Annotated in this window: 24 protein-coding genes; 10 read left to right on the top strand and 14 right to left on the bottom strand. The window is 64.6% G+C overall.

Annotation, left to right across the window (positions count from 1 at the left end; all coding sequences use genetic code 11):
* Nucleotides 1-64: 64 nt before the first annotated feature.
* Nucleotides 65-1,123 carry an MBL fold metallo-hydrolase gene (locus tag MF270_RS17965; RefSeq protein WP_238367157.1) on the bottom strand — a complete coding sequence of 353 codons (1,059 nt, stop codon included), beginning with the start codon at nt 1,121-1,123 and terminating at the stop codon, nt 65-67.
* Nucleotides 1,124-1,506: 383 nt separating this feature from the next.
* Here MF270_RS17965 and MF270_RS17960 point away from each other — a divergent pair, with 383 nt between their 5' ends.
* Entirely contained in the window at nt 1,507-2,277 is a 771-nt protein-coding gene (locus MF270_RS17960; RefSeq protein ID WP_238367156.1) for an NUDIX hydrolase, read from the top strand.
* 78 nt (nt 2,278-2,355) lie between these two features.
* Complete coding sequence (locus MF270_RS17955) at nt 2,356-3,048, top strand: TetR/AcrR family transcriptional regulator (RefSeq protein WP_238367155.1); 693 nt, start codon at nt 2,356-2,358, stop codon at nt 3,046-3,048.
* A gap of 3 nt (nt 3,049-3,051) precedes the next feature.
* Here the strand turns inward: MF270_RS17955 and MF270_RS17950 are convergent, their stop codons facing one another.
* Nucleotides 3,052-4,179, bottom strand: a complete 1,128-nt coding sequence (locus MF270_RS17950) for a CaiB/BaiF CoA transferase family protein (RefSeq protein ID WP_336246032.1) — start codon at nt 4,177-4,179, stop codon at nt 3,052-3,054.
* 220 nt (nt 4,180-4,399) lie between these two features.
* On the opposite strand from MF270_RS17950, the gene MF270_RS17945 reads away from it, so the two are divergent.
* The 4 genes from MF270_RS17945 (at nt 4,400) to MF270_RS17930 (ending at nt 8,129) form a co-directional block, all read left to right on the top strand.
* Nucleotides 4,400-5,554, top strand: coding sequence for a 2-hydroxyacyl-CoA dehydratase subunit D (locus MF270_RS17945; protein ID WP_238367153.1), 1,155 nt, complete (start codon nt 4,400-4,402; stop codon nt 5,552-5,554).
* Between the two features lie 19 nt (nt 5,555-5,573).
* Complete coding sequence (locus MF270_RS17940) at nt 5,574-6,908, top strand: 2-hydroxyacyl-CoA dehydratase subunit D (protein ID WP_238367152.1); 1,335 nt, start codon at nt 5,574-5,576, stop codon at nt 6,906-6,908.
* A 23-nt stretch (nt 6,909-6,931) separates the two neighbouring features.
* Nucleotides 6,932-7,900, top strand: a complete 969-nt coding sequence (locus tag MF270_RS17935; RefSeq protein ID WP_238367151.1) for an acyl-CoA dehydratase activase — start codon at nt 6,932-6,934, stop codon at nt 7,898-7,900.
* 73 nt (nt 7,901-7,973) lie between these two features.
* Nucleotides 7,974-8,129 carry a hypothetical protein gene (locus tag MF270_RS17930; RefSeq protein WP_238367150.1) on the top strand — a complete coding sequence of 52 codons (156 nt, stop codon included), beginning with the start codon at nt 7,974-7,976 and terminating at the stop codon, nt 8,127-8,129.
* A 177-nt stretch (nt 8,130-8,306) separates the two neighbouring features.
* Here MF270_RS17930 and MF270_RS17925 read toward each other — a convergent pair whose 3' ends face one another.
* The 6 genes from MF270_RS17925 to MF270_RS17900 all read right to left on the bottom strand — a co-directional run bounded on the left by MF270_RS17925 (nt 8,307) and on the right by MF270_RS17900 (nt 15,979).
* The gene (locus MF270_RS17925; RefSeq protein ID WP_238367149.1) at nt 8,307-9,959 is read right to left on the bottom strand and encodes a class I adenylate-forming enzyme family protein; all 1,653 of its coding nucleotides are present in this window, start codon (nt 9,957-9,959) and stop codon (nt 8,307-8,309) included.
* A 35-nt stretch (nt 9,960-9,994) separates the two neighbouring features.
* Nucleotides 9,995-10,873, bottom strand: coding sequence for an SDR family oxidoreductase (locus tag MF270_RS17920; protein WP_238367148.1), 879 nt, complete (start codon nt 10,871-10,873; stop codon nt 9,995-9,997).
* Complete coding sequence (locus tag MF270_RS17915; protein WP_238367147.1) at nt 10,870-11,670, bottom strand: SDR family NAD(P)-dependent oxidoreductase; 801 nt, start codon at nt 11,668-11,670, stop codon at nt 10,870-10,872. The genes MF270_RS17920 and MF270_RS17915 overlap by 4 nt, the downstream gene beginning before the upstream one ends.
* A 23-nt stretch (nt 11,671-11,693) precedes the next feature.
* Nucleotides 11,694-13,052 carry a 2-hydroxyacyl-CoA dehydratase subunit D gene (locus tag MF270_RS17910; RefSeq protein ID WP_238367146.1) on the bottom strand — a complete coding sequence of 453 codons (1,359 nt, stop codon included), beginning with the start codon at nt 13,050-13,052 and terminating at the stop codon, nt 11,694-11,696.
* Nucleotides 13,053-13,063: 11 nt separating this feature from the next.
* Complete coding sequence (locus MF270_RS17905) at nt 13,064-14,215, bottom strand: 2-hydroxyacyl-CoA dehydratase subunit D (RefSeq protein WP_238367145.1); 1,152 nt, start codon at nt 14,213-14,215, stop codon at nt 13,064-13,066.
* Nucleotides 14,216-14,353: 138 nt separating this feature from the next.
* Nucleotides 14,354-15,979 (bottom strand): class I adenylate-forming enzyme family protein, encoded by a 1,626-nt coding sequence (locus tag MF270_RS17900; protein ID WP_238367144.1) that lies wholly within the window; start codon nt 15,977-15,979, stop codon nt 14,354-14,356.
* Between the two features lie 272 nt (nt 15,980-16,251).
* Here MF270_RS17900 and MF270_RS17895 point away from each other — a divergent pair, with 272 nt between their 5' ends.
* Both MF270_RS17895 and MF270_RS17890 read left to right on the top strand, forming a co-directional pair.
* The gene (locus tag MF270_RS17895; RefSeq protein ID WP_238367143.1) at nt 16,252-17,493 is read left to right on the top strand and encodes an acyl-CoA dehydrogenase family protein; all 1,242 of its coding nucleotides are present in this window, start codon (nt 16,252-16,254) and stop codon (nt 17,491-17,493) included.
* On the top strand, nt 17,490-18,518 hold the full coding sequence (locus tag MF270_RS17890; protein WP_238367142.1) for a phosphotransferase family protein: 1,029 nt from the start codon (nt 17,490-17,492) through the stop codon (nt 18,516-18,518). Before MF270_RS17895 ends, MF270_RS17890 begins: the two co-directional genes overlap by 4 nt.
* Before the next feature lie 73 nt (nt 18,519-18,591).
* Here MF270_RS17890 and MF270_RS17885 read toward each other — a convergent pair whose 3' ends face one another.
* From MF270_RS17885 to MF270_RS17865, 5 genes are all read right to left on the bottom strand, one after another.
* Entirely contained in the window at nt 18,592-19,884 is a 1,293-nt protein-coding gene (locus MF270_RS17885; protein ID WP_238367141.1) for a TRAP transporter large permease, read from the bottom strand.
* The gene (locus MF270_RS17880; RefSeq protein WP_238367140.1) at nt 19,881-20,369 is read right to left on the bottom strand and encodes a TRAP transporter small permease; all 489 of its coding nucleotides are present in this window, start codon (nt 20,367-20,369) and stop codon (nt 19,881-19,883) included. The genes MF270_RS17885 and MF270_RS17880 overlap by 4 nt, the downstream gene beginning before the upstream one ends.
* A 105-nt stretch (nt 20,370-20,474) precedes the next feature.
* Nucleotides 20,475-21,518, bottom strand: a complete 1,044-nt coding sequence (locus MF270_RS17875) for a TRAP transporter substrate-binding protein (protein WP_238367139.1) — start codon at nt 21,516-21,518, stop codon at nt 20,475-20,477.
* A gap of 209 nt (nt 21,519-21,727) precedes the next feature.
* Nucleotides 21,728-23,278, bottom strand: coding sequence for a long-chain-fatty-acid--CoA ligase (locus tag MF270_RS17870; RefSeq protein WP_238367138.1), 1,551 nt, complete (start codon nt 23,276-23,278; stop codon nt 21,728-21,730).
* 36 nt (nt 23,279-23,314) lie between these two features.
* Nucleotides 23,315-24,055, bottom strand: a complete 741-nt coding sequence (locus MF270_RS17865; RefSeq protein WP_238367137.1) for an SDR family NAD(P)-dependent oxidoreductase — start codon at nt 24,053-24,055, stop codon at nt 23,315-23,317.
* Nucleotides 24,056-24,172: 117 nt separating this feature from the next.
* Here MF270_RS17865 and MF270_RS17860 point away from each other — a divergent pair, with 117 nt between their 5' ends.
* Complete coding sequence (locus tag MF270_RS17860; RefSeq protein WP_238367136.1) at nt 24,173-25,351, top strand: acyl-CoA dehydrogenase family protein; 1,179 nt, start codon at nt 24,173-24,175, stop codon at nt 25,349-25,351.
* A 145-nt stretch (nt 25,352-25,496) separates the two neighbouring features.
* Nucleotides 25,497-25,967: a MaoC family dehydratase gene (locus MF270_RS17855; RefSeq protein WP_238367135.1), complete on the top strand. Its 471-nt coding sequence runs from the start codon at nt 25,497-25,499 to the stop codon at nt 25,965-25,967.
* An 80-nt stretch (nt 25,968-26,047) separates the two neighbouring features.
* Here the strand turns inward: MF270_RS17855 and MF270_RS17850 are convergent.
* Nucleotides 26,048-26,137 (bottom strand): electron transfer flavoprotein subunit alpha (locus tag MF270_RS17850; RefSeq protein ID WP_238367281.1); only part of this gene is annotated, 90 nt, incomplete at its 5' end.

Raw genomic sequence — 26,137 nt, 5'->3', positions numbered from 1 at the left:
GCGACGGCCGTGCCTGCGACGCAGCCGCGCCCGGCGCGATCCGGCACGCCTGCCCGGGATGCAGTCAGGCCCGGAGCACGGTCCGATGCGCGAGCCGCCCGTCCCTGCGCACGGGCTCGAGCTCTGAGCGCCGCACCAGGCGATTGACATGCGCCAGCGTCTCGGTGAAGGCAAAGCTCATCTGGTGCGCATCGAGCTGGCGGGTGAACAACACGGGCACAAGGTCGGCCACGGTCTTCGGATCCTGCGCACAGGCCTCCCGGATCAGATCGCAGCGGTGCTCGTGATGGTCTTCCAGCTCGACCGCGCGGGTGTGCAGGCCCCGGAAGGGCCGCCGGTGGCCGGGCAGCACCAGCACCTCGGCCGGAATATCCTGGCGCAATTGCCGAAGGCTGCGCAGGAAGTGCCCAAGCGGGTCGCCGTTCGGATCGGTCGCCGACACGCTGACATTGGGCGAAATGCGCTCGAGCACCTGGTCGGCGGCGAAAAGAAGCCCCTCTTCGTGGCAATACAGCATGACCTGCTCGGCGGCATGCCCCTCTCCGGTCAGCACCCGGAATTCGCGGGTGCCGATGACAAGAACATCCGCGCGGACCAGCCGGTGGAATGAGCGCGGCAGGGGATGCACCAGCCGAAGATAGTCGTTGCCCCGGATCGCCACGATGCCGGCCCCTTCGGCGGACATCCCGTGGCTGACGTAGAAATCGAAGAACTGGCGCGACCCGGTTTCGTTCGGCGCAAGCGAGATCAGCCGGCTTTCGGCATAGGACGACAGGCTGGTCAGCAGCGGGGCATCGAACCTTTCGCACAGCCAGCCGGCCAGGCCGATGTGATCGGGATGCACATGGGTCGCGATCACGCGGGTGATCGGCGCGCCCTGCAGCACGTCGCGCAGCACGGTCTCCCAGGCGGCAAGGGACTCTTTCGTGTTGATGCCGGTGTCGACGATCGCCCAGCCATCGCCGTCGCGGATGAAATAGACGTTCACATGGTCCAGCTGGAACGGCAGCGGAAAGCGCACCCAGAGGATCCCCTCGGCGATCTCGACCGGCACGCCAAAGGGCGGGACGTCCGGGAACGGGAAGGTCAGGGGCGCGCGGTCGGGGTGTGCGGGGTGTGTCATCATCTGTCCAGTCGCGTTCCGGACCGATGAATGGCGTATCTGGCCCGTCTTCCGTTGCCATGTCGCGTGGCGCGCATGCGGCCGGCACGGTCCACGCAGGATGCAAGGACCTGGTATGCCAGCGTACGATTGCTCCTGACATGCGGAAACGCCGGATTCAATCGCAAAACGCCCATCCGGCAAGCGCGTGCAACGGTCGGGCAAGGTCGGCCCCCGGGTTTCGACGGCTGCGTCGCGACGTCATTCCAGGGCCGATGCGGCCCATCCGGCCATGTAAAGAGTGGCCAGAGGCGCGCAATCTGATAGTGCAGAAGCATATGATACACATCCGAAAGGTTCGAGATGCTTGACACGACGGGCGCGCGCACAGGCGCGCAGGTAGCATGATGCCCGCGCGGGACAGCGGACCGATCCGGCTTGCCGCGACGACGATTCTGGTGCGCGAAGGCGACGGGATCGAAACCTTGATGGTCAAGCGCCACCACCAGATCGACTTCGTGGCCGGGGCGATGGTCTTTCCCGGCGGCAAACTGTCCCCTGACGACATGGACCCGGGCTGGCGTGCGCTCGTGCGCGGCTGGGACGACACGCCCGAGATGGAGCGTGGCCTGAGGATCGCCGCGATCCGCGAGTGTTTCGAGGAGACCGGCATCCTTCTTGGCGATCCGGGCCGGGCGCTCGACGATCCGGACAGCGCCGGGGCGCGCCAACGGATCGACCGAGGCGAGCTTTCGTTCCTGGCCTATGTCCGTCAACATGGCGTCGAGCTGGATCTTGCCGCACTGACGCTGTTTTCGCGCTGGGTGACGCCGCCCGTCGTGCCCAAGCGCTTTGACACCTTCTTTTACGTCGCGCGGGCGCCCGAGGGGCAGATCGCGCGGCAGGACGGGCGCGAGGCGGTCGAGGCCGAGTGGATCGCACCGACCCGCGCCCTCGAGCTTGCGCGCACGGGCGACCGGCTGATCGTCTTTCCCACCCGGATGAACCTGCGGGTGCTTGGCGAACATGCCCGCTTTGCAGAGATCGTGGCAGCCGCGCGCCGTCGGGACGTGCCCATCGTCGAACCGGAGATCTTCGAACGGGACGGCAAGCCTCATCTGCGGCTGGGCGAGGCCCTGGGATACGGGTTCGTCGAAGAGCCGCTGGAAACGTGACCCACCGGATGATGGACAAAAGCCCGCGCTTTGTGTCATGAGGCGCGTCAACCCGACCCTGCCAAGGTATGTGACCCCGTGACCGGCCCCGCCAAACCACAGCCCAAGCGCCTGCCTCGCGACAAGCGTGTCGCGTCGATCCTGGAAGCGGCGCGCACGGTTCTGCGGGACCGCGGCAGCGAGCAGTTCACCACGGCCGAGGTCGCCGAGCGCTGCGGCACCTCGGAAGGCACGATCTACAAGTATTTCCCCACCCGGCGCGACCTGCTGGTCATGGTGGCCGAGCAGTGGTTCGACGAGTTCCTCGGCCAGACCTATCCCGACCGGGCCGACAGCCCGATCTCGGAACGGCTGTACCACGCCATCTGGTGGGCTCTGTCCATCGTCCGCCGCGAGCCCGCCTTGACCCGTTTCGTGCTGATGGAGCTGCGGGCGGATCCCGGATACCGCACCCTGCGCATCTACCGGCAGAACCGGCAGACCGTGGAACGGGTCATGAAGGTGGTCCGCGAGGGACAGAGCTCGGGCGACTTTCGCGCCGATCTCGATCTCAACCTCGTCCGCGACATGATCTTTGGCGCGATCGAGCATCAGACCTGGGCCTACCTCAGGGGAGAAGGCGATTTCTCGGTCGACGCATCGGCCAGCGGGATCGCCGACGTCGTGATGCGCGGCATCGAGGTGCCGGGGGCGGCCGGCGATCCGGTCGCCCGCACCGTGAAGCGGCTCGAGGCCGTCGTAGGCCGGCTCGAGGCGAAACTGGACGACTGACGGTCAGCCGGGAAGGACCCCCTGCGCCCGCAGCGCCTCCACCCGGTCGCTGGCGATGCCCCAGTCGGCAAGGACGGCCGCGCTGTCGACCTTTGCATCGGGCGGTGCCCCTTTCAGCCCGGTCTTGGTCCGGCTGAAGCGCGGCGCGGGGTTCGGCTGGATCACCCCCTCCTGCTGGCCATAGACATTGCGGGCGATCGCGGCGGGATGCTGCACAGCCTCGTCCATGTCGAGAACCGGCGAGACACAGGCATCCGTCCCCGCGAAGACAGCTTCCCATTCATCCCGGCTGCGTTCAGCGATCCGCGCGGCGAAGATGCCGCGCAACTCGTCCCACCGCGCCGTGTCGTACTGTCCCGGAAGATCCTTGAGCGACAGCCCGAGCCCTTCGACGAAGAGCGCGTAGAACCGTTTTTCGACCGCCCCGACGGCCAGCCATTTGCCATCCTTGGTCTCGTAGCAGGTGTACCAGGGCGACCCGCCATCCACGCTGTTCGTGCCGCGTTCGAGGTTCCAGAAATCAGCCTGACGATAGCCGCTGTGCATCGACATCAGGCTTGCCACCCCGTCGACCATGGCGGCATCGACCACCTGCCCCTGCCCGCTTGTGCGGGCCTCCACGAGGGCGGCCAGCATCCCCATGACAAGGAAAAGCGACCCGCCCCCGAAATCGCCGACGAGGTTCAGGGGGGCGACCGGGGCGCCGCCGCGCGGGCCGATCGCCGCCAGCGCCCCGGTGAGCGCGATGTAGTTGATGTCGTGACCGGCCATCGCGGACATCGGGCCTTCCTGCCCCCAGCCCGTCATGCGACCGTAAACCAGCGCGGGGTTCAGCTCGAAGCAGGCGTCGGGCCCCAGCCCGAGCCGCTCCATCACGCCGGGCCGGAATCCTTCGACAAGCATGTCCGCCCCGGCGACCAGGTCCCGGACCAGCGCAACCCCCTCGGGCGCCTTGAGGTCCACCGCGACCGCGCGTTTCGAACGGTTCAGCAGATCGAAACGCCGTTCGATGTCGAACCCCAGGTCGCCCGTGGCGAGGCGTTGCACGCTCACCACCTCGGCCCCCAGATCGGCCAGAAGCATCCCGGCATAGGGACCCGGCCCGATGTTGGACATTTCGACGATTCTCACACCTGACAACGGTCCCATTCGATTCCTCTCGAGTTAGGCTTACTATTCGAAAACGCTGCTCACCCGAAGCGGCGCACTTTCCCATGCGCCCCTAAAAGCATGACTTAACATGACGTTGAAAGCCGGGCCGGTCAAACAAAAACGCTAGCGTACAATATGGTTGACTACGGCAATTGGTGAGTTAAACTCATTAGCGAAATTCAAGCCAAATGGAGGCCCCGTGGACAGGTCTGACATCATAGCGAGATTTGCCGAGGTCGCGCAGGACCCGCTGGCCTATGCCGCGGCCTGGAAGGCGCGCACCGGCAAGCAGGTCATCGGGTCGTTCCCGATGAACTTCCCGGGCGAGCTGGCCCATGCCGCCGATACGCTCCCCATGATCCTTCAGGAAAGCGACGAGGCGATCACCGTCGGCCACGGCGTCCTGTTCCCCTTTTACTGCGGCTACACGCGGTCGATGGTGGACCAGGCCGCAAGCGGCAAGTTCGACGTGCTCGACGCGATCATGTTCGGTGACCATTGCGTCCAGCTTCTGGGCGCGGCCGACGCGATCCGGATGAAGCTGACCGATACCCGCGTGATCTTTTTCCAGCTGATCTCGTCGATGTGCGATCCCTGGACGCAGGGCCGGTCCGAGGAAAGCTTTGGCAAGCTGCGCGACGAGCTCGAGGATTTCATCGGCGCCAAGGTCAGTGACGCGGCGCTGCACGCCTCCATCCGGCTGTTCAACAAGAACCGCGCGCTGATCCGCAAACTCTACGAGATGCGCAAGGCCGGCACCGCCGCGATCCGGGCCGTGGAGATGCAGCATGTCGTGAAGTCCTCGATGATCATGGACAAGGCGGAACACACCGACCTGCTGCAAGAGCTTGTCGCCAGCTACACAGACGCGCCGGCGGCGGACCGCAATGTCCGGCTGCACCTGTCGGGCCATTTCTGCCAGGCACCGAAGCCCGAGCTTTTGAACATGATCGAAAGCTGCGGCGTCACCGTCGTGGGGGACGACCTCTATCACGGGTTCCGCTACATTTCGACCGACGTGCCGGAAACAGGCGACCCGGTCGCCGGCCTGGCGCGCTGGTACATGGACCGCAACACGGGCGTCCCCTGCCCCACCCGCGTGCAGAACAATGTGGACTGGGAGGCCTACCTTCTCGACGCGATGCGCGAGGAAAAGGCGGACGGGATGATCGTGCTCATGGCCAAGTTCTGCGAGCCGCACATGTATTACTACCCCGAGGTCAAGGAAGCCTTCGAAGGGGCGGGCGTGCCGCACCTGCTGATCGAAACCGAACACGAGGGCATGGCGATGGAAGGTCTGAAGACCCGCGTCGAGACCTTCGTCGAAATCGTCAAACGCCGCGAAGCCGCCTGAGCGCGGGGAAAGGACAGCCATGAACATCGCCACCAACCCGATGCCGGGCAAGAAAGCCAACAAGCTGAGCGCAACCCGCATCGCGGGCAAGCTCGTGAACGATTACTGGGAAATGGTCTGGCGCGCCAAGGAAGAGGGCAAGCTGATCTGCTGGTACGAAGGATCGGCGATCAACCCGTTCCTCGAGGCCGCCGACATCTGCTGGGTCCATGGCGAAGCCTATTCGGCCATGCTGGCCGCCCGTCACCAGGAGGTGAAGGCGCAGCAGGTCGCGGAAGAGCGCGGCTACATGCGCGAGCTTTGTTCCTATGCCCGCACGCACCTGGGCTGCGCCGTTTCGAACCAGCGCCTGCGCGGTGACGACACCGGCGCCGTGCCGGATGACGACGACCTGACGTGGAAGCTCCCGGCGCCCGACATGATCATCTCGGCCTATGCCTATTGCTCGACCGGGCAGCAGTGGGACGAGATGACCAGCCGCGTGTTCGGCAAGAAGGTCCCGATCTTCAACGTGTCGCTGCCGTGGATCTGGGGGTCCAAGCCGGATGCCGGCTATCTCAAGGGCCAGGAATGGGAAGAGACGTCGGACTACGTCACGCGCCAGCTCAACGACATGGTGAAATTCATCGAGGAACAGACCGGCAAGCCCTATCCCTGGGACCGGCTGTACGAGATGATGGCCGACATCAAGCGCGCCTCGGAGCTGCGGCTCGAGGCGATGGAACTGTGCACCGCCCAGCCCGCACCTGCCAGCTTCTTCGACTGGGTCGTGTCGATCGCGCCGATCAACAACCTGCCGGTCGCCGGGGTGAAGAACTACTTCGAAACCGTGCTGGACGAGGTCAAAGCCCGTGTCGCCGCCGGCGAAGGCTGCGTTCCGGATGAAAAGTACCGGCTGTTCTTTGACGGTATCATGAACTGGAACAAGGTCGGCTGGCTGGCCAACAAGTTCGCCAATTACGATGCGGCGGTCATTGCCGGGCGCTACACCCACATGGCGTTCTGGCAGGAGCCGGGGCTGATCAATCCGAACGATCCCGTGCGGGGCATGGCGCAGAACTACCTGATCTGCCCGAACAACCACGCCTCGCCGATCCTGATCAAGCTGATCATGGACCTGTGCCGCAAGTTCGAGGTGGATGGCATGGTGATCCATGCCTCGCGGACCTGCCGCGCCTTCACCAACCCGCAATTCATGATCGCCGAGACCGCGCAGCGCGAATTGGGCATTCCGTCCTCGATGTTCGAGGGCGATGTGACCGACGAAAGCTTCTACAAGGACGAAGTCCTCAACAGCCGCGTGGAAGCGATGCTCGAAGCGATCGAATCCCGCCGCATGTCGGTTGTCGCCTGAGGCGGGCAGAAAGGAGCGTCATCATGAAACGCCATGTAATGGGGATCGACTTCGGGTCGACCACGGCCAAGTGCGTGATCCTCGACATGAAAGGTAACATCGTCGCCGACAGCGTGGCCCATATGGGCGCGGTGTCCGGCGAAGGCGTGAAGGCCGCGATCCGGGACACGCTGGACAAGGCAGGCCTAGAGCAGGCGGACATGGGACGCACCGTGTCCACCGGCTACGGCCGCCGGATGCTGGACGAGGCCGACAAGAACTATACCGAGATCACCTGCCATGCGCGCGGTGCCGTGGCCATGGTACCGGGGGCGCGGCTGGTGATCGACATCGGCGGCCAGGATTCCAAGGTCATTTCCGTGGATTCGAACGGGCTCGTCGCGCAATTCGCAATGAACGACCGATGCGCGGCCGGCACGGGCAAATTCCTCGAGGTGCTGGCCCGCGCGGTCGAAATCGACCTCGAAAGCCTGGGCGATACGGCGCTGGAGGCCAAGGAAAAGCTCAAGATCTCGTCGATGTGCGCCACCTTCGCAGAGACCGAGGTGATCTCGCTTCTGGCCGAAGGCTACGCGAAGACCGACGTGCTGGGTGCCGTGCATGCTGCCATCGCCGCCCGAACGCTGGGCCTGGTGGGCCGCGTGGGCAAGAACGGGCCGGTCGTGATGACCGGCGGCGTGGCCAAGAATCCGGCGGCGGTGAAGTACATTCAGGACGCCCTTGGCATGCCCCTGCACCTGCCGCACAAACCGCAAATCGCCGGCGCGCTTGGCGCCGCCCTGCTGGGCCTCGATGATTACCGAAAGCAAACGGCCTACGTGATCTCGGAAGAGGAGGACATGGCCCACGAGGACCAGATGGCCCAGGACAAGGCCTGCATTCCGGGATGCCGGGGGACGCCCGAGCTCGTGGTGGACCCGGCCGAGGCAAAGCCGGCCCCGCGCAAGGGCGGGCTGAAGTCCATCCTGAGCACCCTGCAGGACAACCTCTGAGGACGGCCGCCGGATGGATCGGTTTCCAGCACTTCGTCTGATCCTCAAGCTTGGACGCAGGGGGGCCGCGATCATGGCATTCGGCGCGACCTTTCTTTTTATCTGGCAGGCCTGGGGGGCGCTTGTCTGGTGGTCCCTTCTGCCGGCTGTCCCGGTGCTGGTGGTCACCTACTACCTGTTCAAGAGCTACGTCGAGATCGTGCAGATCATCACCGAGATGGTGCACTAGGCGCGATCCCGACGCCGAAGCCCGGTCGACGGCGGGGTTCCCGTACCCTTCCCGATCGACCAGCCGGACCTGTGCCTCCCCTTGGCGCAGGTCCGTTTTCTTTCCGACACCGGCACGAGAAAGGCCGCCGTAAGCTACGGCGGCCCTGGTTTCGCTGGACGGCAGTGCTGCGCGGTCTCAGGCGATCTGGGAATCCCGCTGCGGCCGGCTCCAGGCCGCCGGAGCAAGACGGCCGTCGGCGCACATCTCGAGCAACACGTTCTTCTGGATCTTGCCGGTCGGCGTCATCGGAAACTGCTCGACAAAGATCCAGTGCTCGGGTGTCTTCTGCGGCGACAGGCGCGTGCGACAGTAGCTCCAGAGTGCCGCGCAATCGGGCGGCGCGGCGATGTCCTTGGCCTGGACCACGGCGCAGACCGTTTCGCCCCATGTCTCGTCCGGCAGGCCGATCACCGCGACCTGCCCCACGGCCTCGTGTTCGAAGATCACGTTCTCGATCTCGGCCGGATAAAGGTTCATGCCGCCGCGGATGATCATTTCCTTCAGCCGGCCCGTGATCCGGAAATACCCCTGCGCATCCATCGCCCCGAGGTCGCCCGTGCGCAGCCACCCGTCGGGCGTGAGCGCGGCAGCGGTCTCTTCGGGCTTGTTGTAGTACCCGAGCATCGTGTTGAAGCCGCGCACCCACCATTCGCCGATCGCACCGACCGGCAAGGTCTCATGCGTGACCGGATCGACCACCTTCACCTCGACATGCGGGATCGGGCGGCCGATGGTCGTCGCCTGCAGCTCATCGCTGTCGCTCGTGAAGGTCTCGAGGAAGGGTCCGTTCGATTCCGTCTGGCCATACATGATCGCGAACTGCACGCCGAACTCGGCCTTGGCGCGCTTCACCAGCGCCTCGGGCACGGCCGCGGCGCCCGACAGGATCGAGTTGAAGGTGGACATGTCGCGCGTCTTGAAATCCGGATGGTTCAGCAGCGCGAGGATCATGGTGGGCACGATCAGCGAGCTTTGCACCCCTTCCTCTTCGATCAGTTGCAGGAACAGCGCCGGATCGAAGGCGGGCATGAGGATGAAGGTCCCCTGCCGGGAATAGACGCCGATCTCGGACACGATCGAGCCACCGACATGGAACATCGGCATGGTGTTCAGCCAGATGCCGCCGACCGGGAAGTCGGCCCGTTCGACGATGAAATGCGCGGCGTTGATGACGCCCCGGTGGTGCAGGCAGGCGCCCTTGGGAAACCCTGTGGTGCCCGAGGTGTACTGGATCTGCAGCATGTCGCCCGGGTCCAGATCCGGCAGCGCCCGGTCCGGGTCGGCCCCCGAGATCATCGCGCCCATCTCGGCGACGTTGATCGCGGTGTGCAGGTGATCCAGCCGGTCCATCACCGTCTCGACGATGGCGGCCAGGTTCTTGCCGCGCGACTCGTCCGCATGGATCACGCCGGCGGCTTCGGATGTCGCGAGAACGAATTCCACCTCGCGCGCGGTATATGCCGGGTTGATCGGCACGTTCACGAGGCCGGCAAAGCTCAGCGCCTGCTGGAACAGCACCCATTCCGGGGTTTCCGGGGCAAGCAGACCGATCCGGTCTCCCGGCTCGAACTGCTCGAGCAAGGCGCGGGCGAGCATCTGGGCATCATGGGCCAGCTCGGCAAAGGTCCAGCGCCGGCGCGCGGCGGGATCGGCGATCCCCTCGACCAGTGCGAGGCGATCGGGCACTTCGGCCGCGTTCCTGAGCATCATGTCGCCAAGCGTGCTCTCGATCAGCGGTCCGGTTTCGTACTTCGGAAAATAACTCTCCGTGAATGGCGCTTGCGTCATGGTCTCTCCTCCCATTTGCCCCCCGTGCCGTGGTGTCAGGTCTTGTCTCGCCGCTTGAGCACCTCCGGCATGACAGACCGGTGAAAGCCGTTGAACTCGGGGATGTTCTTCGGCTCGTAATCGGCGGTCCATGTCTGGCGTGCGTTCGGCGCCCCGCCGTCCACCCGCAGGCAGGTGCCGGTGATGTAGGCCGCCGCGGGCGACAGCAGGAACACGATCGCGGCCGAGATCTCGGCCTCGGTGCCGTAGCGGGGCAACGGGACCTTGTCGGCATATTCCAGCAGCCGCTTGGTGATGTGCGGCTCGTACTGGTCGAACCCCGACGAGGCGATGCCGCCCGGCGCCACGCTGTTCACCCGGACCCCGGAATGGGCCCATTCGCAGGCGGCGGTCTGGGTCAGCGTGTGCATGCCGCCGCGCGCCGCGCCGGAATGTGCGAACTCGGGCCAGCCGTGCCACATGTCGGCGGTGATGTTCACGATGGCCCCGCCATGCTCCTCCATCCAGCGCGTGTAGGCCTCGCGCATGAAGATGAAGCCGCCGGTCAAGTTGTTGCGGACGACCGCCTCGAAGCCCTTGGTGGACAGGGTCTTCATCTCGGCCCGGTACTGGCCGCCCGCGTTGTTGACGAGACCGTGCAGCGCGCCGAATTGCTCGAGCGTGCGGTCGATGACCGCGATTACCTGCGTTTCGTCACGGATGTCGCAGGGCATGGCGACGACCTTGCCGCCATCCTCGTTGATCTCGCCGACCACGGTATCAAGCTTGTCGGGATTGCGCCCGACAATGACGACCTGCGCGCCCAGGTAGGCCAGCTCATGCGCGGTGCAGCGGCCAAGGCCGGACCCGCCGCCGGTCACGATGATGGTCTGGCCCTCGAAGAGGCCGGGCGCAAAGACAGAGGTGTAGCTCATGCTGCCGAGATCCCCCCGTTGAGGCTGATGGTCTGGCCGGTCATCTTGGCCGTCTCCGGCCCGGCAAGGAACGCGACCAGCTCGGCCATTTCGCCCGCGGTGACGACGCCGAGGCTGGCCATCTTCTTGGCCTTGGAAAACAGCTTCTGGGGGAATTCGCGCGCCATGACGACGTCATGCAGGTCGGTGTCCTCGATGATCGAGGGCGTGATGCAGTTCACCCGGATATGGGAGCGCTTGAGCTCCATCGCCAGCGTCCTGGTGAACATCATGATCCCGGCCATCAGGCCGCCGATGATCGTCTCGCCCGGTGTCGCGGCCTTGCCCGCGTCCGAGGCGATGTTGATGATCGCGCCGCGATTGCGGGCCTTCATCCCGTCATGGACCGCGCGGGCCAGCAGGAAATAAGGCAGGATGTGCGACGTGGTCATCGACTGGATGTCGTTGATGTCGATATTGTGGAACAGCTCGGGATAGGGATGGCTCGTGGTGGTCGAGATGAGCAGCACGTCGATGCCGCCCATCGCCTCTTCGGTCGACTTGACCATGTTCACCACTGCCTGCGTGTCCGCCACGTCTGCCGATTGGTAGTGGACCTTGCAGTCCGGGAACTCCTCCTGCAGGCGCGCACGGGCCGCTTCGCCACGTTCGGGATTGCGGCCGTTCAGCGTGATCTGCGGCGCGCCCAGCGACGCGAGCTTGCGTGCGCTGGCATAGCCCACGCCCGCCGTGCCGCCGGCGATAAGAACCCGCGCCTCGGTGATCGGAAATGCCCCTGGGGCCTGTGTGTCGCTCATCTTGTCCTCCCTTGCGGCCCATCTCAGGCGGCCCGCTTCCTTGCGTCGATGGCTTCGATCATCGCCTCGAGGCGCACGTTCAGAAGCTCGTCCTTGTAAAAGCTCTCGTCGGCCACGTCGCCTTCGAAGAACATCGCCTGTCGCCCGTATTTCTTTGCCGATCCGGCGATCAGGAACTGCGAATTCGTCATCCCGCGGCAGGTGCGGCTGGCATGGCAGACCACGCCGTCGATATCGAACTTGTCGCAAAGCTTTTCGATCTCGCCGATCATGATCGGGGCGCCGTGGTTGTTCGGGCAGATCAGGTAGTTCTGGGCCATGCCGCGCACCGGGTTCTCGAGGTCGATCAGCTGCGGCTCCTGCCAGAACGACATGTGGGTATAGCGGCCCGCCACCACGCAGGCATTGACCGAGGCAAACTTGTCCGCCAGCCAGCCGACCTTGTTCCAGTTCATCATCCCGTCGAAGAACAGGCGATACTTCTCGTCCTTCACCGCGCCTTCGCCATTGGCGATGCGCGTCTCGATCTCGGCCTTGACCCCCTCGAAATAGGTGACGAGGTTCTGGTCGCCCGGCAGGAAATTGACCGGGGCGATGGAGACGATCCAGTCGAAGAAACTGGCCGGTGACGGCGTGGCAGTGCAAAGGTCCATCGCCTCGAGCCGCAGTTCCGCAGCGCGCTTGACGTAGGACATCGAGTCGGACAGCCGATCGAAATCGAAGGGCCGCCCGGTGTGTTCGGCCAGGAAGTCGGTGAGGGCCATCAGCTGCTCGGCCACGTAGTCCGACCGCTGCTCCCATTCCTCGCCCTGCATGTATCCCGCGTCGGGCCGTCCGCCCCAGAGCAGCGGGATCTGAATGGTGAACATCGGGACCTTCTTGCCGAACATCCGGTAGGTGATGTCGTCCCATTGCTGCCCGGACGAGCAGTAGGGATAGGCGTTCACGATCATGTCCGGCGCCGGCAGCTTGAGCATCGTCTCGATCCGCGGATCGTCGGGGTCGAGGTCGGAGGTGCCGGATTTCAGCTTGTCCATCTCGATCAGCATCTGGCCGATATGCGTGCGGGCATAGGAACACAATTCGCGGTCGTAGCCGCGTGCGTCCCCGCGCGCCTGCGCGCCGATCTCGCGATGCCGGGCCGCCAGCATCGCGGCCCATGCCTCACCATGAACCCAGACAAGGTCATGGGCATGGAAGAACGGAGGAATATAGGTGCCGTTGTACCAGACGACGGTCTTGCCCTCTTCCTTGGCGCGAAAGACCCCCTCCCAGTATTCCGAGACAAGCTTGCCGCCGAATTTCGTCGCGGCGAGCTTGTTGGCCTTTTCGCCATTGCCGAAGATGGGCCTGGTCTGAGCGGTCAGTGTGTCTGGTGACATGTCATTTCCTTTCATGCGGTGGTCAGGGCGGCCTTGCGCCCGGCGACCTCGACAAAGGTTTCCACGCGCGTCTTGAGCGCCTCGAGAGGCATGTCGTCGTGCTCGGTCTCGATCAGGAGATGGGGGACACCGCGCGCGTCGAAGGCGTCCTTGATCTCGGGATAGAAATACATGTGCGGCTCGCAGAACTTGACCATGAGGATGATCAGGCCCCGTGCACGGGTCGATTCGATCCGCTCCAGCAGATAGGTTTCCCAGTCTCCGCCTCGCGTGGCCCGCGTCGGGCAGGGCACGCGGCGGTTCTTGTCGAGGTACCAGCGCGTCATCGCCTCCACGGGGTCGGCGCTTTCGTCCATGTCGGCATGGATGTAGCGCCAGCCGGTAAACAGGTCGTCGCCCACCACATGGGCGCCGCAGCTTTCGATCAGGTCGAGAATTGCGGGCTTGGGGGCGTGACACATATGGCCCGACAGGTAGATCGGCAGGCCCTGAGCCGGGCCGGAGGGCAGGCCGGCAAAGATCCCATCCATCAGCGCGATGTGTTCGGACTTGTCCATCACCATGCTCGATTTCACCACGGTTTGCATGTCACGGGCGGACAGGGCGATGGCCCCGGCCTGGCGCAATGCGTAAAGCTCGCGGATCTGGGCCCGGTTGTGGTTGTAGATGCGGATCGAGTCACGGGCGGCCTCGGTCGTGATCCTCTGTCCGGTCAGGGCCTCGAGTTCCTGCCAGAGCTGGGAGAACGTGCCGCGGGTTTCGCGGGCGGCCCATCCGGCATCAAGCGTGGTGCAGAGCTGGTTGAACAGGATCGGCAGGTCGGGCCGCTCGGCCCGAATCACGTCGGCCGTGCCCAGCAGCTGCACGCAGTGATCACCGAAGAGGATGGCGTCCAGCCCGTCAAAGGCGCCCCTCAACAACTGATCGGTCAGCGACCGGTTGTAGCCGCAGTAGAAGTTGAACACGCTCGACTGGCCGACCGTGATCGGCTCGGGGTCGTCCTGAATGAGTGTCGGGATCGCCCCGGCCGCATGCGCAAGCTCTGCCGGAAAGTGCATCGGGAGGATGCCGATCACCGGCCTGCCGGTCTTTTCCTTGAGCCGCGCGGCATAGGTCAAGGGCGCGGATACCGCCACTTCCATCCTTGCGAGACAATCGCGCATATCACCCTCCCCCTCCATATAGAACACTAGCGTACTAAGTTTCACTCATCAGTCAAACAGTATTTTGAGGCAATGTAATTAAGGACACAGAAGGAGCTGCCGCAGAGCTTTCCATAATCTTGGTAAGCGTCACTCATTTCAGGTTCTCTTGACCAGCGCGATACGCCCCGAGGCGATCTCGTCGACAAGGCGGAACTTCTGAAGCTTGCCGGTTTCGGTCATGGGCATCTGGTCAACCACGTACCAAAGGCGCGGCGCCTTGTAGTGCGCCAGCTCGGCACGGCATCGCGCAAAGAGAGCGTCCGGGTCCGGCGTCACACCCGGCATGGGCTGCAGGACGGCCCCCACTTCCTCGCCCCATTCGGGGTGGAAGATGCCGATCACGGCTGCGGTCGCCAGGCCACCCGCTTCCATCAGCACCTCTTCCACCTCACGCGGGTAGATGTTCTCGCCGCCGCGAATGATCATGTCCTTGATCCGCCCCGTGATCTTGAAGAAGCCGCGCGCGTCCATCTCGCCAAGGTCGCCGGACCGCAGCCATCCCTCGGGCGTGATGGTCGCCGCCGTTTCCTCGGCCATGTCGAAATAGGCGATCATGTTCTGGTAGCCGCGCGACTGGATCTCGCCCTGGGTGTTCAGGGGCACCGTTTCTCCTGTCGTGGGGTCTGCCACCCGCAATTCGACATGCGGCAAAGGTTGCCCGATCGTGCGTTCGGCGTCCTCGGGCGAGTCGTCCGGATGCGTTCCGGTGATGCTGCCATGCATCTCGGTCTGGCCGTAGATGTTCGATATCGTGGCGCCGAGACTGCTCCAGATCCGCCGGATGAGCTGCGCTTCGACGACGGAAGCGCCGGAGGTCAGGCTCTTGAGCGTGGACAGGTTGTACGACTCGCGATCCGGATGCGCGAGCAGCTGCTCGATCATCACCGGGACAAGCAACGAATAGGTCCCGCCGTGCCGTTCGACCGCGCGCATGAAGGCAACGGGATTCCATTCCGGGACCAACACGTGAGTCGCGCCCAGCATCACGGTGCCGATTCCCGCGTGACCCATCGATCCGATGTGGAACATGGGCATGGCGTTCACGAACACGCCCCCTTCCTCGAGGCCGGCGCGCGCCTGGGTGTAGCGCGCCATGTTCGCGACACCCATGTGGGTGAAGATCACCCCTTTCTGCGCGCCCGTCGTGCCCGAAGTGAACATGATGACGGCGGGATCGGTCGGCGCCACATCGGGCAAGGCGCCCCCCTGCCCTTCGCGCAGGAAGGCGGAGAAGGTATCGAGCGGGATGATTTCGCGCAGCGCCGGAAGGTCCTTGGCGACGGCGCGGGCCGTGGCGACAAGGTCATGTCCGCGGTAGTCGGTGTTCACGAACAGCCCGGCCGCCTGCGACTTGCCCAGGACATAGGCCAGTTCACGCGCCTTGTAAGCCGGGTTCACCGTGACCAGCGTGATTCCAGCCATGGCGCAGCCGTAAAGACCGACGATCCATTCGGGCAGGTTGTGCGCCCAGAACGCGACACGCTCTCCCGGTTTGAACCGGACAAGAAGCGCCTGGGCACAGGCCTGGGCGTCGGCGGCCAGCTTGGCGTAGGTCCAGCTGCGGCCATCGCCTTCTGCAAGCTCCTCGACCAGTGCGAGCCGGTCAGGCGCCTGCCTGGCCATGTCGCGCAACGCGTCACCCAGCGTCGTGACCCGAAGCGGCGGGCCGTCCCAGGCAGGCCAGTATGAAGTGTCGAGCGTTCTTTGGCGGTAGTCGTCCATCGCACGGGCCTCCCCTCCCGATGCGAGCCCTCCGGCATCCGGCTGCGCCGAAGTGATCCCTGCTCATCCAAGTTAGAACGCTAGTTTACTTTAATCAAGCGCACGGTATCCTGCCCGAAGTGAGACCATTTCACCTCGACCGGGTCCTCACCGCCAAAAAATTAGAACGCTAGTTTACTTTGTGCTTCCTTACGGTAAACTTGCCTCGAGAGGAAAGCTGGCCCGCCGCCATCACTGATGACGCGGTCCGGAGCACAAGTGGAGGAGACGGCATGGATTTCGACCTGCCCAAGACGATTACCGACAAGCTCGCCGAGCTCGATGCCTTCATCGAGGCCGAAATCAAACCTCTGGAGGAGGCGAATCCGCAGTTCTTCGATCATCGGCGCGAATATTCGCGCACCGACTGGGAGCAGGACGGAGCGCCCGCCCAGGCATGGCGCGACCTGCTGTCCGAGATGGAGCGACGTGCCGACAAGGCCGGGCATCTTCGTCTCTGCCTGCCGGAAAACTGTGGTGGCCAGGCCGCCGGCAACCTGATGAACGCGGCCGTGCGCGAGCATCTCGCGGCTCGGGGGCTGGGATTGCACAACGACCTGCAGGACGAGAATTCGATCGTCGGCAACTTCCCCATCGTGCCCGCCATCGCGCGCTACGGCAGCGAAGAGCAGAAGTCGTTCATCGAAGGGATCATCACGGGGACCAAGCACCTGTCGTTCGCCCTGACCGAACCCGGCCACGGCTCTGACGCAACCTGGATGGAAACACGGGCGGTCCGGGACGGCGACCACTGGGTCATCAACGGTCAGAAGCGCTGGAACAGCCAGGTCGGTCGCGCGCATTCCAATCTCGTGTTCGCACGCACCAGCGGCAAGGATGGAGAGAGCAAGGGCATCACGGCCTTCATCGTGCCCACCGACACGCCCGGTCACAACTGGGTGCGCAACCTCTGGACCTTCAACATGCCGACAGACCACGCCGACGTGGACCTGGTCGATTGCCGGGTGCCGGACAGCGCCATCCTGCACGAAGAAGGGCGGGGCCTCGAGATCGCGATGATGTTCATCCACGAGAACCGCATCCGGCAGGCGGCGGGCAGCGCGGGGGCCGCGCGCTACTGCATCGCCGAAGCGGTGAAATACGCCAAGGAGCGGGTCCTGTTCGGCGACAGCCTTGCCACGCGTCAGGCGATCCAGTTCCCGCTGGCCGAGCTTTACGCAGAATGCGAGCTGGCGCGGACCTACATCTTCCGCACCGCCTGGAAGATGGACCGCCAGCCACCCGCAGAGATCACCGACGAGGTGTCGATCTGCAACTTCATGGCCAACAACCTGGTCTGCCGCGCCGCCGATTTCGCGATGCAGGTGCATGGCGGGCTCGGGTATTCCCGGCACAAGCCGTTCGAACACATCTATCGCCACCACCGGCGCTACAAGATCACCGAAGGGTCGGAAGAGGTGCAGAAACGTCGGATCGCGCACAAGCTCTTCGGGTTCGGGCGCGGGGCGTCATGACCGAAGCGCTCGACTTCGATCCCGAGGCGCTGCGCCGGTTCCTTTCGGACTTCCTCGGTCGGCCCGTGGTCGAACTGACCATCAAGCCGACCCAGGGCGGGATGTCCAACCCGACCTATTTCGTGACCGCGGACGACTGGCGGGCGGTGCTGCGCAAGAAGCCTCGGGGCCAGCTTGCCAAATCCGCCCATGCCATCGACCGGGAATACCGGGTGATGGGGGCGCTGGCGCAAACGGACGTTCCGGTGCCCGAGCTCTATCACTACCACGAGGACGACAGCCTGCTTGGCACGCCGTTCTACCTGATGGAATGGCTTGAGGGGCGGGTGTTCGAAACCTACGCGACGCCGGGCCTCGACCCCGGGGAACGCGGCGCGCTTTTTGCCAGCATGGCGGAGGTGATGGGCCGGATTCACCGCCTGGACATCGCGAGCGCGGGCCTGGCCGACTACGGGCGCGAAGGCAACTTCTTCCGCCGGCAACTTGGCCGCTGGTCACAGCTCTGGCAGCACTACAGCAAGGGGCCCGATGACATCCCCGATATCGACCGGCTGATCGCATGGCTTGAGCCGCGCATTCCCGACAGCGAGACCCTGGCCTTGTGCCACGGAGACTGCCGGATCGGGAACCTGATGTTCCACCCGACCGAACCGCGCGTGATCGGCGTGCTGGACTGGGAGCTGTCGACGCTGGGCCATCCGCTTGTGGATGCCGCGTTCAACACGCAGGCCTGGTACATGGCGCCGGACGAGAACGGCGGCCTTGTCGGGCTGGACCTGGAGGCGCTGGGAATCCCGGCCGAGGCGGACTACCTCGAGACCTATTATGCCGCAGCCGGATCGGACGAGCGCATGGGCGATGTGCACCGGGTCTTCGCGATGTTCCGCGGGGCGGTCGGGTCGGCCGGCGTCGCGGTGCGTGGCGAACAGGGAAACTCCACCCTGCCCGACAGTGCCGCAGTGGGCCGCAAGCTGGCCATCGCCTATGCCGCACGGGGCATGGATATCGCGATGACCCAAGGCTAGCGAGCACCGCCCCCGACGACAGGATTGGACTGCAGGAAAGAGCGGCCTTCGGGCCGCTCTTTCCGCGTGTCCGTCAGAACAGCAGGTTCGGGAGCCAGAGCACCAGGGCCGGGGCCAGGATCAGAAGCGAGACGCGAATGATGTCCGCGATGATGAACGGCACCACGCCCCGGAACACCGTCTGGATGCGGATGTCGGGCTGCATCGTCTGGATGACGAACAGGTTGATCCCGATCGGAGGTGTGATGAGTCCGATCTCGCAGGCGACCACCACGATCAGGCCGAACCAGATCGGGTCGAACCCCAGCGCGGTGACGATCGGGAAGAAGACCGGGATGGTGATCAGGATCATCGAGATACTCTCGAGGAAACATCCCAGCAGAATGTAGATCCCGACCATGACGAAGATGATCGTGATCGGCGCCATGCCCGAATTGGTCACCAGGTCATTGAGGTAGGTATGGATGCCGGTCAGGTTGATGAATTCGACAAAGATCGAAGCGCCGAAGAGGATGAAGAACATGCTCGTCGAAACCAGTGCGCTGTCCACGACGATCTGCCAGATGCCGCGCCACCCCAGCCCCTTGCTGAAGATGGCCAGAAGCAACGCGCCGAACGCGCCGATCCCGGCCGCTTCGGTCGCGGTGAAAAAGCCCGAGTAGATGCCGCCCATCACGAGGCCGAACAGCAGCACCACCTGCCAGACCGATTTCAGCGCGCGCATCCGTTCGCCCCAGCTGACGCGCGGTGTGTCCGCGTGAGCCTCCGGGTCGCGCCAGACGCTCCAGCGGATCGCCGCCATGTAGCCCAGCACGCCGATCACGCCGGGGATCACGCCGGCCGCAAAGAGCTTGCCGATATGGGACTGGGTCGCGACCGCGTAGACGATCATGACGACGCTTGGCGGAATCAGGATGCCCAGCGTGCCGCCCGCGGCCAGCGTCCCGGCGGTGAGGGAATCGCGGTAGCCGTACTTGCGCATCGAGGGAATCGCGATGCGCGACATGGTTGCCGCCGTCGCGACGCTCGACCCGCAGATCGCGCCGAACCCGCCGCAGGCCACGATCGTGGCGTTTGCCAGCCCGCCCTTGCGGTGGCCCAGGAACGCCTGCGCGGTGGTGAAGAGCTTGCCCGAGATGCCCGCGCCCGCGACGAGGCTGCCCATCAGGACGAAAAGTGGCAGGACCGACAGCGAATAGGCCATCGTCGACCCTTCGATGGCGAGGCCCGCGACCGTGCGTGCCGGGCGCCAGCCCAGTTCGGCATACAGCCCGATAAAGCCGACGATGCCAAGGCCAAGCGCGATCGGGATGCGGGCGAGGATCAGGATGAGGGCCGCGCCGAACGCGGCAAGCGCGGCGATCATCGGGCCACCCCCCGGCCGCGGCGCGCGATGGCGATGATTTCGTCAACGATGACGACAAGGCATGCGAGCAGAAGCAGGACGGTAAACACGAACATGCCCCACCAGACCCAGGTCATGCCCAGGCCGAGTTCGGACAGGTTTTCGCCAGAGCGCGCCGTGCGGTCGGCAAAGACCTTGATCTGCGCGATCATCACACCGTAGATCACCAGGCCGATCCCGTTCTCGACGATCCGTTGCAGGCTGTTTGCCAGCGTGCCCGGCGCAGTCCGGAAGAGTTCGACATTGATGTGCTTGCCGCGCAGCGTCAGCAGCGGCACCGCCGCGAAGGCCATGAACCCCATGGCGAGTTCGGTCAGCTCGGTCCCGGCCAGAAGCGGACGGTGCAGAAAGTCGCGCATCCCGACATCGACCACGACCAGAAGCATCAGGAAAACCAGCGCTGCGGCCGACAATGCCTCGAGCGCCTGTTCTGAAAATTTGCGCATCGCACTGCCCTTGTTGGATCATTCGCATGCCTGCCCCGTTCTTTCGGAGCATCGCATGCTGCGCGGCCCGCAGCGGAGCCGCGCAGCAGATTACCTGGCAGTGGCTCAGCTGCCGCTGCTGGTTTCGGCGTAGTCCTTGGCATAGGCGTCCAGCATGGCCTGCGGATCGTCGAGCCCGGCCTCCTTGGCGCGGGCAATCCAGTCCGCGGTGATCGGCGCCGTCATGTCCTTCATGCGGGCAAGCATGTCGTCCGAGAGGTAGATCGGCTCGATGCCGGATTCTGCCAGCTTGGCCATCGCGGTCTCTTCGGCGATCCTGTTCTGGGTTCCCGCCGTGCGCGAGATCGCCTCGCCCGCGATGGCGTCGATCGCGGCCTGGTCCTCGGGGCTGATGCTGTTCCAGGTGTCAAGGTTCATCGCGACCATCGTCACGGTCTGCACGATCCCGCCGGTGACGTGGTAATATTCGTTCGCCACCTCGTCGAGCTTGAACCCGGCGATCGCCGAGGCATTGGTCACGATCCCGTCGATCACACCGCCGGACATCAGTTCGTACACCTCCGAGATCGGCTTGGACACGGGCGAGGCGCCGACCATCTCGATGAACTGGCCACCCATCTGGCCCGGGCTGCGGAGCTTGACGCCCGACAGATCCTCGACCGACCCGATGGCCCTGTCCTTGGTAAAGATATGTGCCGTCGGCGTGCCGATATAGGCCAGAACCTTGACGTCGCCAAAGACCCCGGCCGGCTTCATGAAGTTCTCGTAGGCGCGCCAGCTGGCGACCGAGCGCCCCATGAAGTCGTCGCCGAGCCAGGGCAGTTCCACGCCTTCGGCAGGAACGAAGCGGCCGGTGGTGTAGGACGGCACGATCACGGCGGCATCGGCCAGCCCGTCCACGACCACGTCGTAGGATCCAACGACCGAGCCGATGAACTTGGGCGCGATCTCGAACGTCACGCGGCCCTCGGTGACCTGCTCGACCTCTTCCATGAACGGCAGGAACACCTTGTCATGCAGGTAATAGCCCGAAGGCAGCCAGTTGGAATAGCGGATCGTCACGTCCTTGGCAAAGGCCGAAACGGTGCTCATGCCGACGGCGAGCGCGCCGAGGGCGAGAGTCTTTCCGAGTGTCTCGAAGTTCTTCATGATGTCCTCCCTGACATTGAACACCGGCGTGCCGTCCCAGTCCTCCGACGACAAAACCAATGTAGCTAATCATAATCTAGCGTATTATGAGGGTCACTCACCAGTCAAGATTTTTCGAGAGGGACAGCGTGCAATTCATCGCTCTATTGTGGGGCAAGGGGCCATTGACCCTCTGGTAAGCGGAATTCACCTTGGGCGCGCGTACGCGATCACCCAACCTGCTTTTCGTGTCCCTGCCAATAGGGCGCGCGCAGAACGCCCTTTTGCACCTTGCCGGCGGCAGACATCGGGAACGCGTCGGTGAAGGACAGGCTGCGGGGGCATTTGTACCCGGCAATCCTGTCGCGGCAGAACGCCATGATGTCTTCGGCGCGGGCGTCGTGCCCGGCCTTCAGAATGACGACCGCGTGAACACTTTCGCCCCATTCCTTGCTTGGAATGCCGAAGACCGCGCAATCCTGCACTGCCGGATGCCGTGTCACGGCATTCTCCACCTCGGTCGAAAAGACATTCTCGCCGCCGGTGACAATCATGTCCTTGCTGCGCCCGACGATGGTCAGGAAACCGCGCGCGTCCATCCGGGCCAGGTCGCCGGTATGGAGCCAGCCATCGCGGATCGTGTCGGCCGTGGCACCGGGGTTGTTCCAGTAGCCAAGCATTACGTTTCCGCCCCGGACGACGATTTCACCGGTTTCGCCAAGCGGCGTGTCCCGCCCGGTCTCGTCCACCAACCTCAGTGTCACGCCGGGAATCGGTCGGCCGGTTGCCGTCCGCTTGTTGGCCTCCCCTTCGCCGAAGTGATCGGCCCAGGGCAGCGTCGTCAGGATGCCGGTCGTCTCGGTTTGCCCATAGCCCTGGATGAATTCCCAGGTCGGCAGATTGTCGATCATCCCCTCGATAAGAATGTCCGGAATCGGAGAGCCGCCATAGATGCACCTGCCCATGCTCGTCAGATCGAACTCTCCGAACCGGGGATGATTGAGCATCATCGACAGCATGGTGGGCACGAAGGTCGCGAAATTGGTCCGTTCCCGCTCGATGGCCCGCATGGTGGCGACCGGTTCGAACTTGTCCTCGATGACATGTGTGCCACCCGTCATCGTGACCGCAAAGACGGGCATGGTAGAGACGATGTGGAAGAACCCGGCAATGTGAAGGTAGCGGGTGCTGCGCCCGATCCCGCCGCCGATCATCCAGAACATGGCCGAGATGAAGAGGTTGCGGTGGCTCAGCATCACACCTTTCGGATGGCCCGTCGTTCCGCCGGTGTAGAGAATGCCCCAAAGGGCATCCTCGCCACCGGGCCATTCATCGGCGGGCGCAAGGTCCGGCAACTGCGCGGCATAGTCCTCCATCCCCACGGGGCAGGGCCCGTGCCCGGTGTGGACGAGGGTCAGACCCGGGATCTCGCGCCTCAATCCCTGAGCCAGGTCCGCGAAATGGTGATCGACGGCAAGGACCTGCGCCCCGCAATCGCGCAAGGCATGGACAAGTTCTTCCAGGGACCAGCGGGTGTTCAACGGCACGATCGCCGCCCCGACCCAGGGCACGGCAAACAGCCAGTCGAAGAAGGTGGTGGAGTTCAGGGCAAGCACCGCCACGCGGTCGCCGGGCGCCACCCCCTGCGTAATCAGGAACCGACCGGCGCGGGCGATGGTATCGGCGGTGTCGCGCCAAGTCCTGCCGACCCCGCGTTCGATCACGGCGATACCGTCCGGGTTCGTCTGCAGGCAGCGTCGCAGCAGGTTCGTGAGTTGCATCGTCTCCTCCCATCTGCGCGCCCTGCACAGGTTGCCCTATTGCGCCGTGACCCCTCCGTCCACGGGAATGGCGGTGCCGGTGATAAAGCCGGCCTCTGGGGACAGAAGCGTCGCGATCACCGTCGCCACCTCGCGCGGTTGCCCCAGTCGCCGCATCGGATGCGCGCCGCCAAGCACCTCTTCGGGCGAACGGTCCGGATCGGCATAGCGCGCAAGTTTCGCCAGCATCGGCGTGTCGATCCCGCCGGGACATACCGCGTTGATGCGAATGCCACGGGCGGCCTGTTCCAGCGCCACCGCGCGGGTAAGCCCGATGACCCCATGTTTCGCCGCCGAATAGAGCGAGAGCCGCTTCATGCCGCGAATCCCGGCGACCGATCCGATGTTGACGATCGACCCGCCACCGGACATCAACGCGATCTCGCCCTGCATGCACAGCATCGTGCCCAGAACGTTGATCGCCAGCACGCGGTTCATTTCATCGACCGTGCGCTCGGTGAACGCACCGATCGGCCCCTCGTAACCGGCTGCATTCAGGGCGGCGTCGAGCCGTCCATGCGTGGAACGGATATGCGTCATCAGGCGGTCGACATCCGCAGGGTCTGACACGTCCGTCATGACCGATTCGGCCGAGCCGCCGGCCGCGCGAATGGACTGCACAGCCTCGGTCGCATCGCTGAGATCGGCAATCACCACGTGATCCCCCCGCTCTGCGAGAAGCTCGCTGGTGGCGCGGCCAATGCCGCTGGCACCTCCGGTGACAAGTGCGATCCCCATCAGTTCCTCCCCGACAGCTTGCATGTGGCGCTCGGGACAGGAATAATACGAAAGGTGATGGTACGCAAGCATACCTTTATTGTGACCGTTGCGCGGCCACGGCCGGGAGGAGGCAACATGAACGAACACGGTACTCTGGAGGCAACCCGAACCTTCGTGGAGCGGCGTCTTCTGGGGGAGTTTGCCTCGGAAGACGCGATCTCCGACGAGGCGGTGCGCGAGATGAAATCGCTGGGTCTCTTCGGCACGTTGATCGCCAGGGACCATGGCGGCCTGGGGCTCGATCTGATCACCCATGGCAGGATCATCGAAGAATTGGCGCGCGGATGGGTGTCGGCAGCCGGCATCCTCAACCCCCATGTGCTTTGCTGTACACTGGTCTCAACGGCGGGAACCGAGGCGCAGAAGGCCGCCCTTCTGCCACGTCTCGCAACTGGCGAATTGCGCGGGGCCTTTGCGCTCAGCGAGCCGCACGCCGGATCGGATGTGCAGGCGATCACCACCCGCGCAGAGGCGCAGCCCGACGGCGGATATCGCCTGAACGGGCGCAAGCGGTGGATCACCAACGGTCTCGCGGCCAACGTGGTCTTCACATTGGCCAGGTCCGATCCCGATGCGCGGCCGGCTCACAGGGGCATGACCTGTTTCATCGTCGAGAAGGAGCCGTTCGCCCGGGTCGGATCAAGCCCGTATGCCGGCGTGGACATTCCCGAGATCATCGACAAGATGGGCGATCGCGGGGTGGAGACGACGGACATGGTGCTGACCGATTACCACTGCCCCTCCGAGCGGGTGCTCGGAGAAGGCGCGGGAGTCGGCCAGGGTTTCACGCAGATGCTCGCCGCGATGGAAACCGGGCGGATCGGAGCCTCCTCCATCTGTCTTGGCGTCGCGCGGCGCTGCATGGAGGTGGCCGTGGACTACGCGCTTGACCGCGAGACCTTCGGACAGCCCATCGCGGACCACCAGGCGATCCAGTTCAAGCTGGCCGACATGGCCGTGAAGATCGAGGCGTCGCGGTGCCTGATCGAGGCGGCGGCCGCGGCGCGGATGCGCGGTGAACGCTCGGACCGCGCGGCCGGGATCGCAAAGCTCTATGCCTCGGATGCGGCCGTCGAGATCGCCGAGGAAGCCTTCCGCATTCACGGGTCGAACGGGTATTCCAAGGGGTCCGAGATCGAACGGCTCTACCGTGACGCCCTATCCCTGGTGAGCGCCGAGGGGCCCTCCGAGATTCAGCGGCTCATCATCGGGCGGGGCATTGTCAGCGAGGCGCGCCGCCGCAAGAACGGCTAGGGATACGGGACGGGCGAGGGTTCCGTCTAGGCCGCAACCGGCCCGCAGCAGCAGAATCGCCTTTGATGCCCTCAGGTCGGCACCTGCACGCTTGCTTTTCGTACGCTAGCAAACTATTTTTGCATGACGCGCAAGGGAGGCGACCATGGATGGTGAATACAGGGCTCGATTGTACTGGTTCGAAGACCTCGAGATCGGGGCGCAGGGTCGATCGGCGTCGCGGACAATTACCGAACATGATGTCGGGACCTTCGCGGGCCTGACCGGCGACAACGCCGAATTGCACACAAGTGAGACCTATGCCGCCGAGTCGATTTTCGGCGGGCGGATTGCACATGGGATGCTGAACCTCGTGATCGCGCACGGGCTGATGGTGCGGGCCGGCTATCTCGATGGCACCGGGGTGGCGCTGCTGGGCTGGAACAACACGCGCTTCGTAGCCCCCGTCCCCATCGGAACGACCGTGCGGGCCGAGTGGGAAACCATCGCCCTGCGCGGCAGTACCTCGCGCCCGGACGTGGGTATCGTCACCGACCGTGTCGTCCTGAAACGCGCGGACGGGGTGGTGGCCATGACCGGCGAAGTGACCGAGATGGTGCGCCGACGGCCATTCTGACCCCTGCCGGACGAAAAAGGCCCGCGCATCGGCACGGGCCTTTCGTCCTTCCGTAGGGCGGGGTTTCACCCCACCGTGCCTCACAGCTTTTCGGTCAGCTCCGGGACGGCGGTGAAGAGATCCGCGACCAGGCCGTAGTCCGCGACCTGGAAGATCGGCGCCTCTTCGTC

It is taken from the genome of Mesobacterium pallidum (assembly GCF_019966535.1).
Taxonomy (GTDB): domain Bacteria; phylum Pseudomonadota; class Alphaproteobacteria; order Rhodobacterales; family Rhodobacteraceae; genus Mesobacterium; species Mesobacterium pallidum.
The sequence above is the reverse complement of the archived record's forward strand: the minus strand, read 5'-3'. Positions and strand labels throughout refer to the sequence as shown.

What these genes read in the sequence shown, in the direction of transcription:
- MF270_RS17870 (WP_238367138.1), bottom strand. Translation starts at nt 23,278, where the DNA reads ATGCAACTCACGAACCTGCTGCGACGCTGCCTGCAGACGAACCCGGAC.
- MF270_RS17890 (WP_238367142.1), top strand. Translation starts at nt 17,490, where the DNA reads ATGACCGAAGCGCTCGACTTCGATCCCGAGGCGCTGCGCCGGTTCCTT.
- MF270_RS17875 (WP_238367139.1), bottom strand. Translation starts at nt 21,518, where the DNA reads ATGAAGAACTTCGAGACACTCGGAAAGACTCTCGCCCTCGGCGCGCTC.
- MF270_RS17905 (WP_238367145.1), bottom strand. Translation starts at nt 14,215, where the DNA reads ATGCGCGATTGTCTCGCAAGGATGGAAGTGGCGGTATCCGCGCCCTTG.
- MF270_RS17965 (WP_238367157.1), bottom strand. Translation starts at nt 1,123, where the DNA reads ATGACACACCCCGCACACCCCGACCGCGCGCCCCTGACCTTCCCGTTC.
- MF270_RS17960 (WP_238367156.1), top strand. Translation starts at nt 1,507, where the DNA reads ATGATGCCCGCGCGGGACAGCGGACCGATCCGGCTTGCCGCGACGACG.
- MF270_RS17900 (WP_238367144.1), bottom strand. Translation starts at nt 15,979, where the DNA reads ATGGACGACTACCGCCAAAGAACGCTCGACACTTCATACTGGCCTGCC.
- MF270_RS17925 (WP_238367149.1), bottom strand. Translation starts at nt 9,959, where the DNA reads ATGACGCAAGCGCCATTCACGGAGAGTTATTTTCCGAAGTACGAAACC.
- MF270_RS17855 (WP_238367135.1), top strand. Translation starts at nt 25,497, where the DNA reads ATGGATGGTGAATACAGGGCTCGATTGTACTGGTTCGAAGACCTCGAG.
- MF270_RS17915 (WP_238367147.1), bottom strand. Translation starts at nt 11,670, where the DNA reads ATGAGCGACACACAGGCCCCAGGGGCATTTCCGATCACCGAGGCGCGG.
- MF270_RS17935 (WP_238367151.1), top strand. Translation starts at nt 6,932, where the DNA reads ATGAAACGCCATGTAATGGGGATCGACTTCGGGTCGACCACGGCCAAG.
- MF270_RS17940 (WP_238367152.1), top strand. Translation starts at nt 5,574, where the DNA reads ATGAACATCGCCACCAACCCGATGCCGGGCAAGAAAGCCAACAAGCTG.
- MF270_RS17920 (WP_238367148.1), bottom strand. Translation starts at nt 10,873, where the DNA reads ATGAGCTACACCTCTGTCTTTGCGCCCGGCCTCTTCGAGGGCCAGACC.
- MF270_RS17885 (WP_238367141.1), bottom strand. Translation starts at nt 19,884, where the DNA reads ATGATCGCCGCGCTTGCCGCGTTCGGCGCGGCCCTCATCCTGATCCTC.
- MF270_RS17865 (WP_238367137.1), bottom strand. Translation starts at nt 24,055, where the DNA reads ATGGGGATCGCACTTGTCACCGGAGGTGCCAGCGGCATTGGCCGCGCC.
- MF270_RS17860 (WP_238367136.1), top strand. Translation starts at nt 24,173, where the DNA reads ATGAACGAACACGGTACTCTGGAGGCAACCCGAACCTTCGTGGAGCGG.
- MF270_RS17930 (WP_238367150.1), top strand. Translation starts at nt 7,974, where the DNA reads ATGGCATTCGGCGCGACCTTTCTTTTTATCTGGCAGGCCTGGGGGGCG.
- MF270_RS17910 (WP_238367146.1), bottom strand. Translation starts at nt 13,052, where the DNA reads ATGTCACCAGACACACTGACCGCTCAGACCAGGCCCATCTTCGGCAAT.
- MF270_RS17880 (WP_238367140.1), bottom strand. Translation starts at nt 20,369, where the DNA reads ATGCGCAAATTTTCAGAACAGGCGCTCGAGGCATTGTCGGCCGCAGCG.
- MF270_RS17895 (WP_238367143.1), top strand. Translation starts at nt 16,252, where the DNA reads ATGGATTTCGACCTGCCCAAGACGATTACCGACAAGCTCGCCGAGCTC.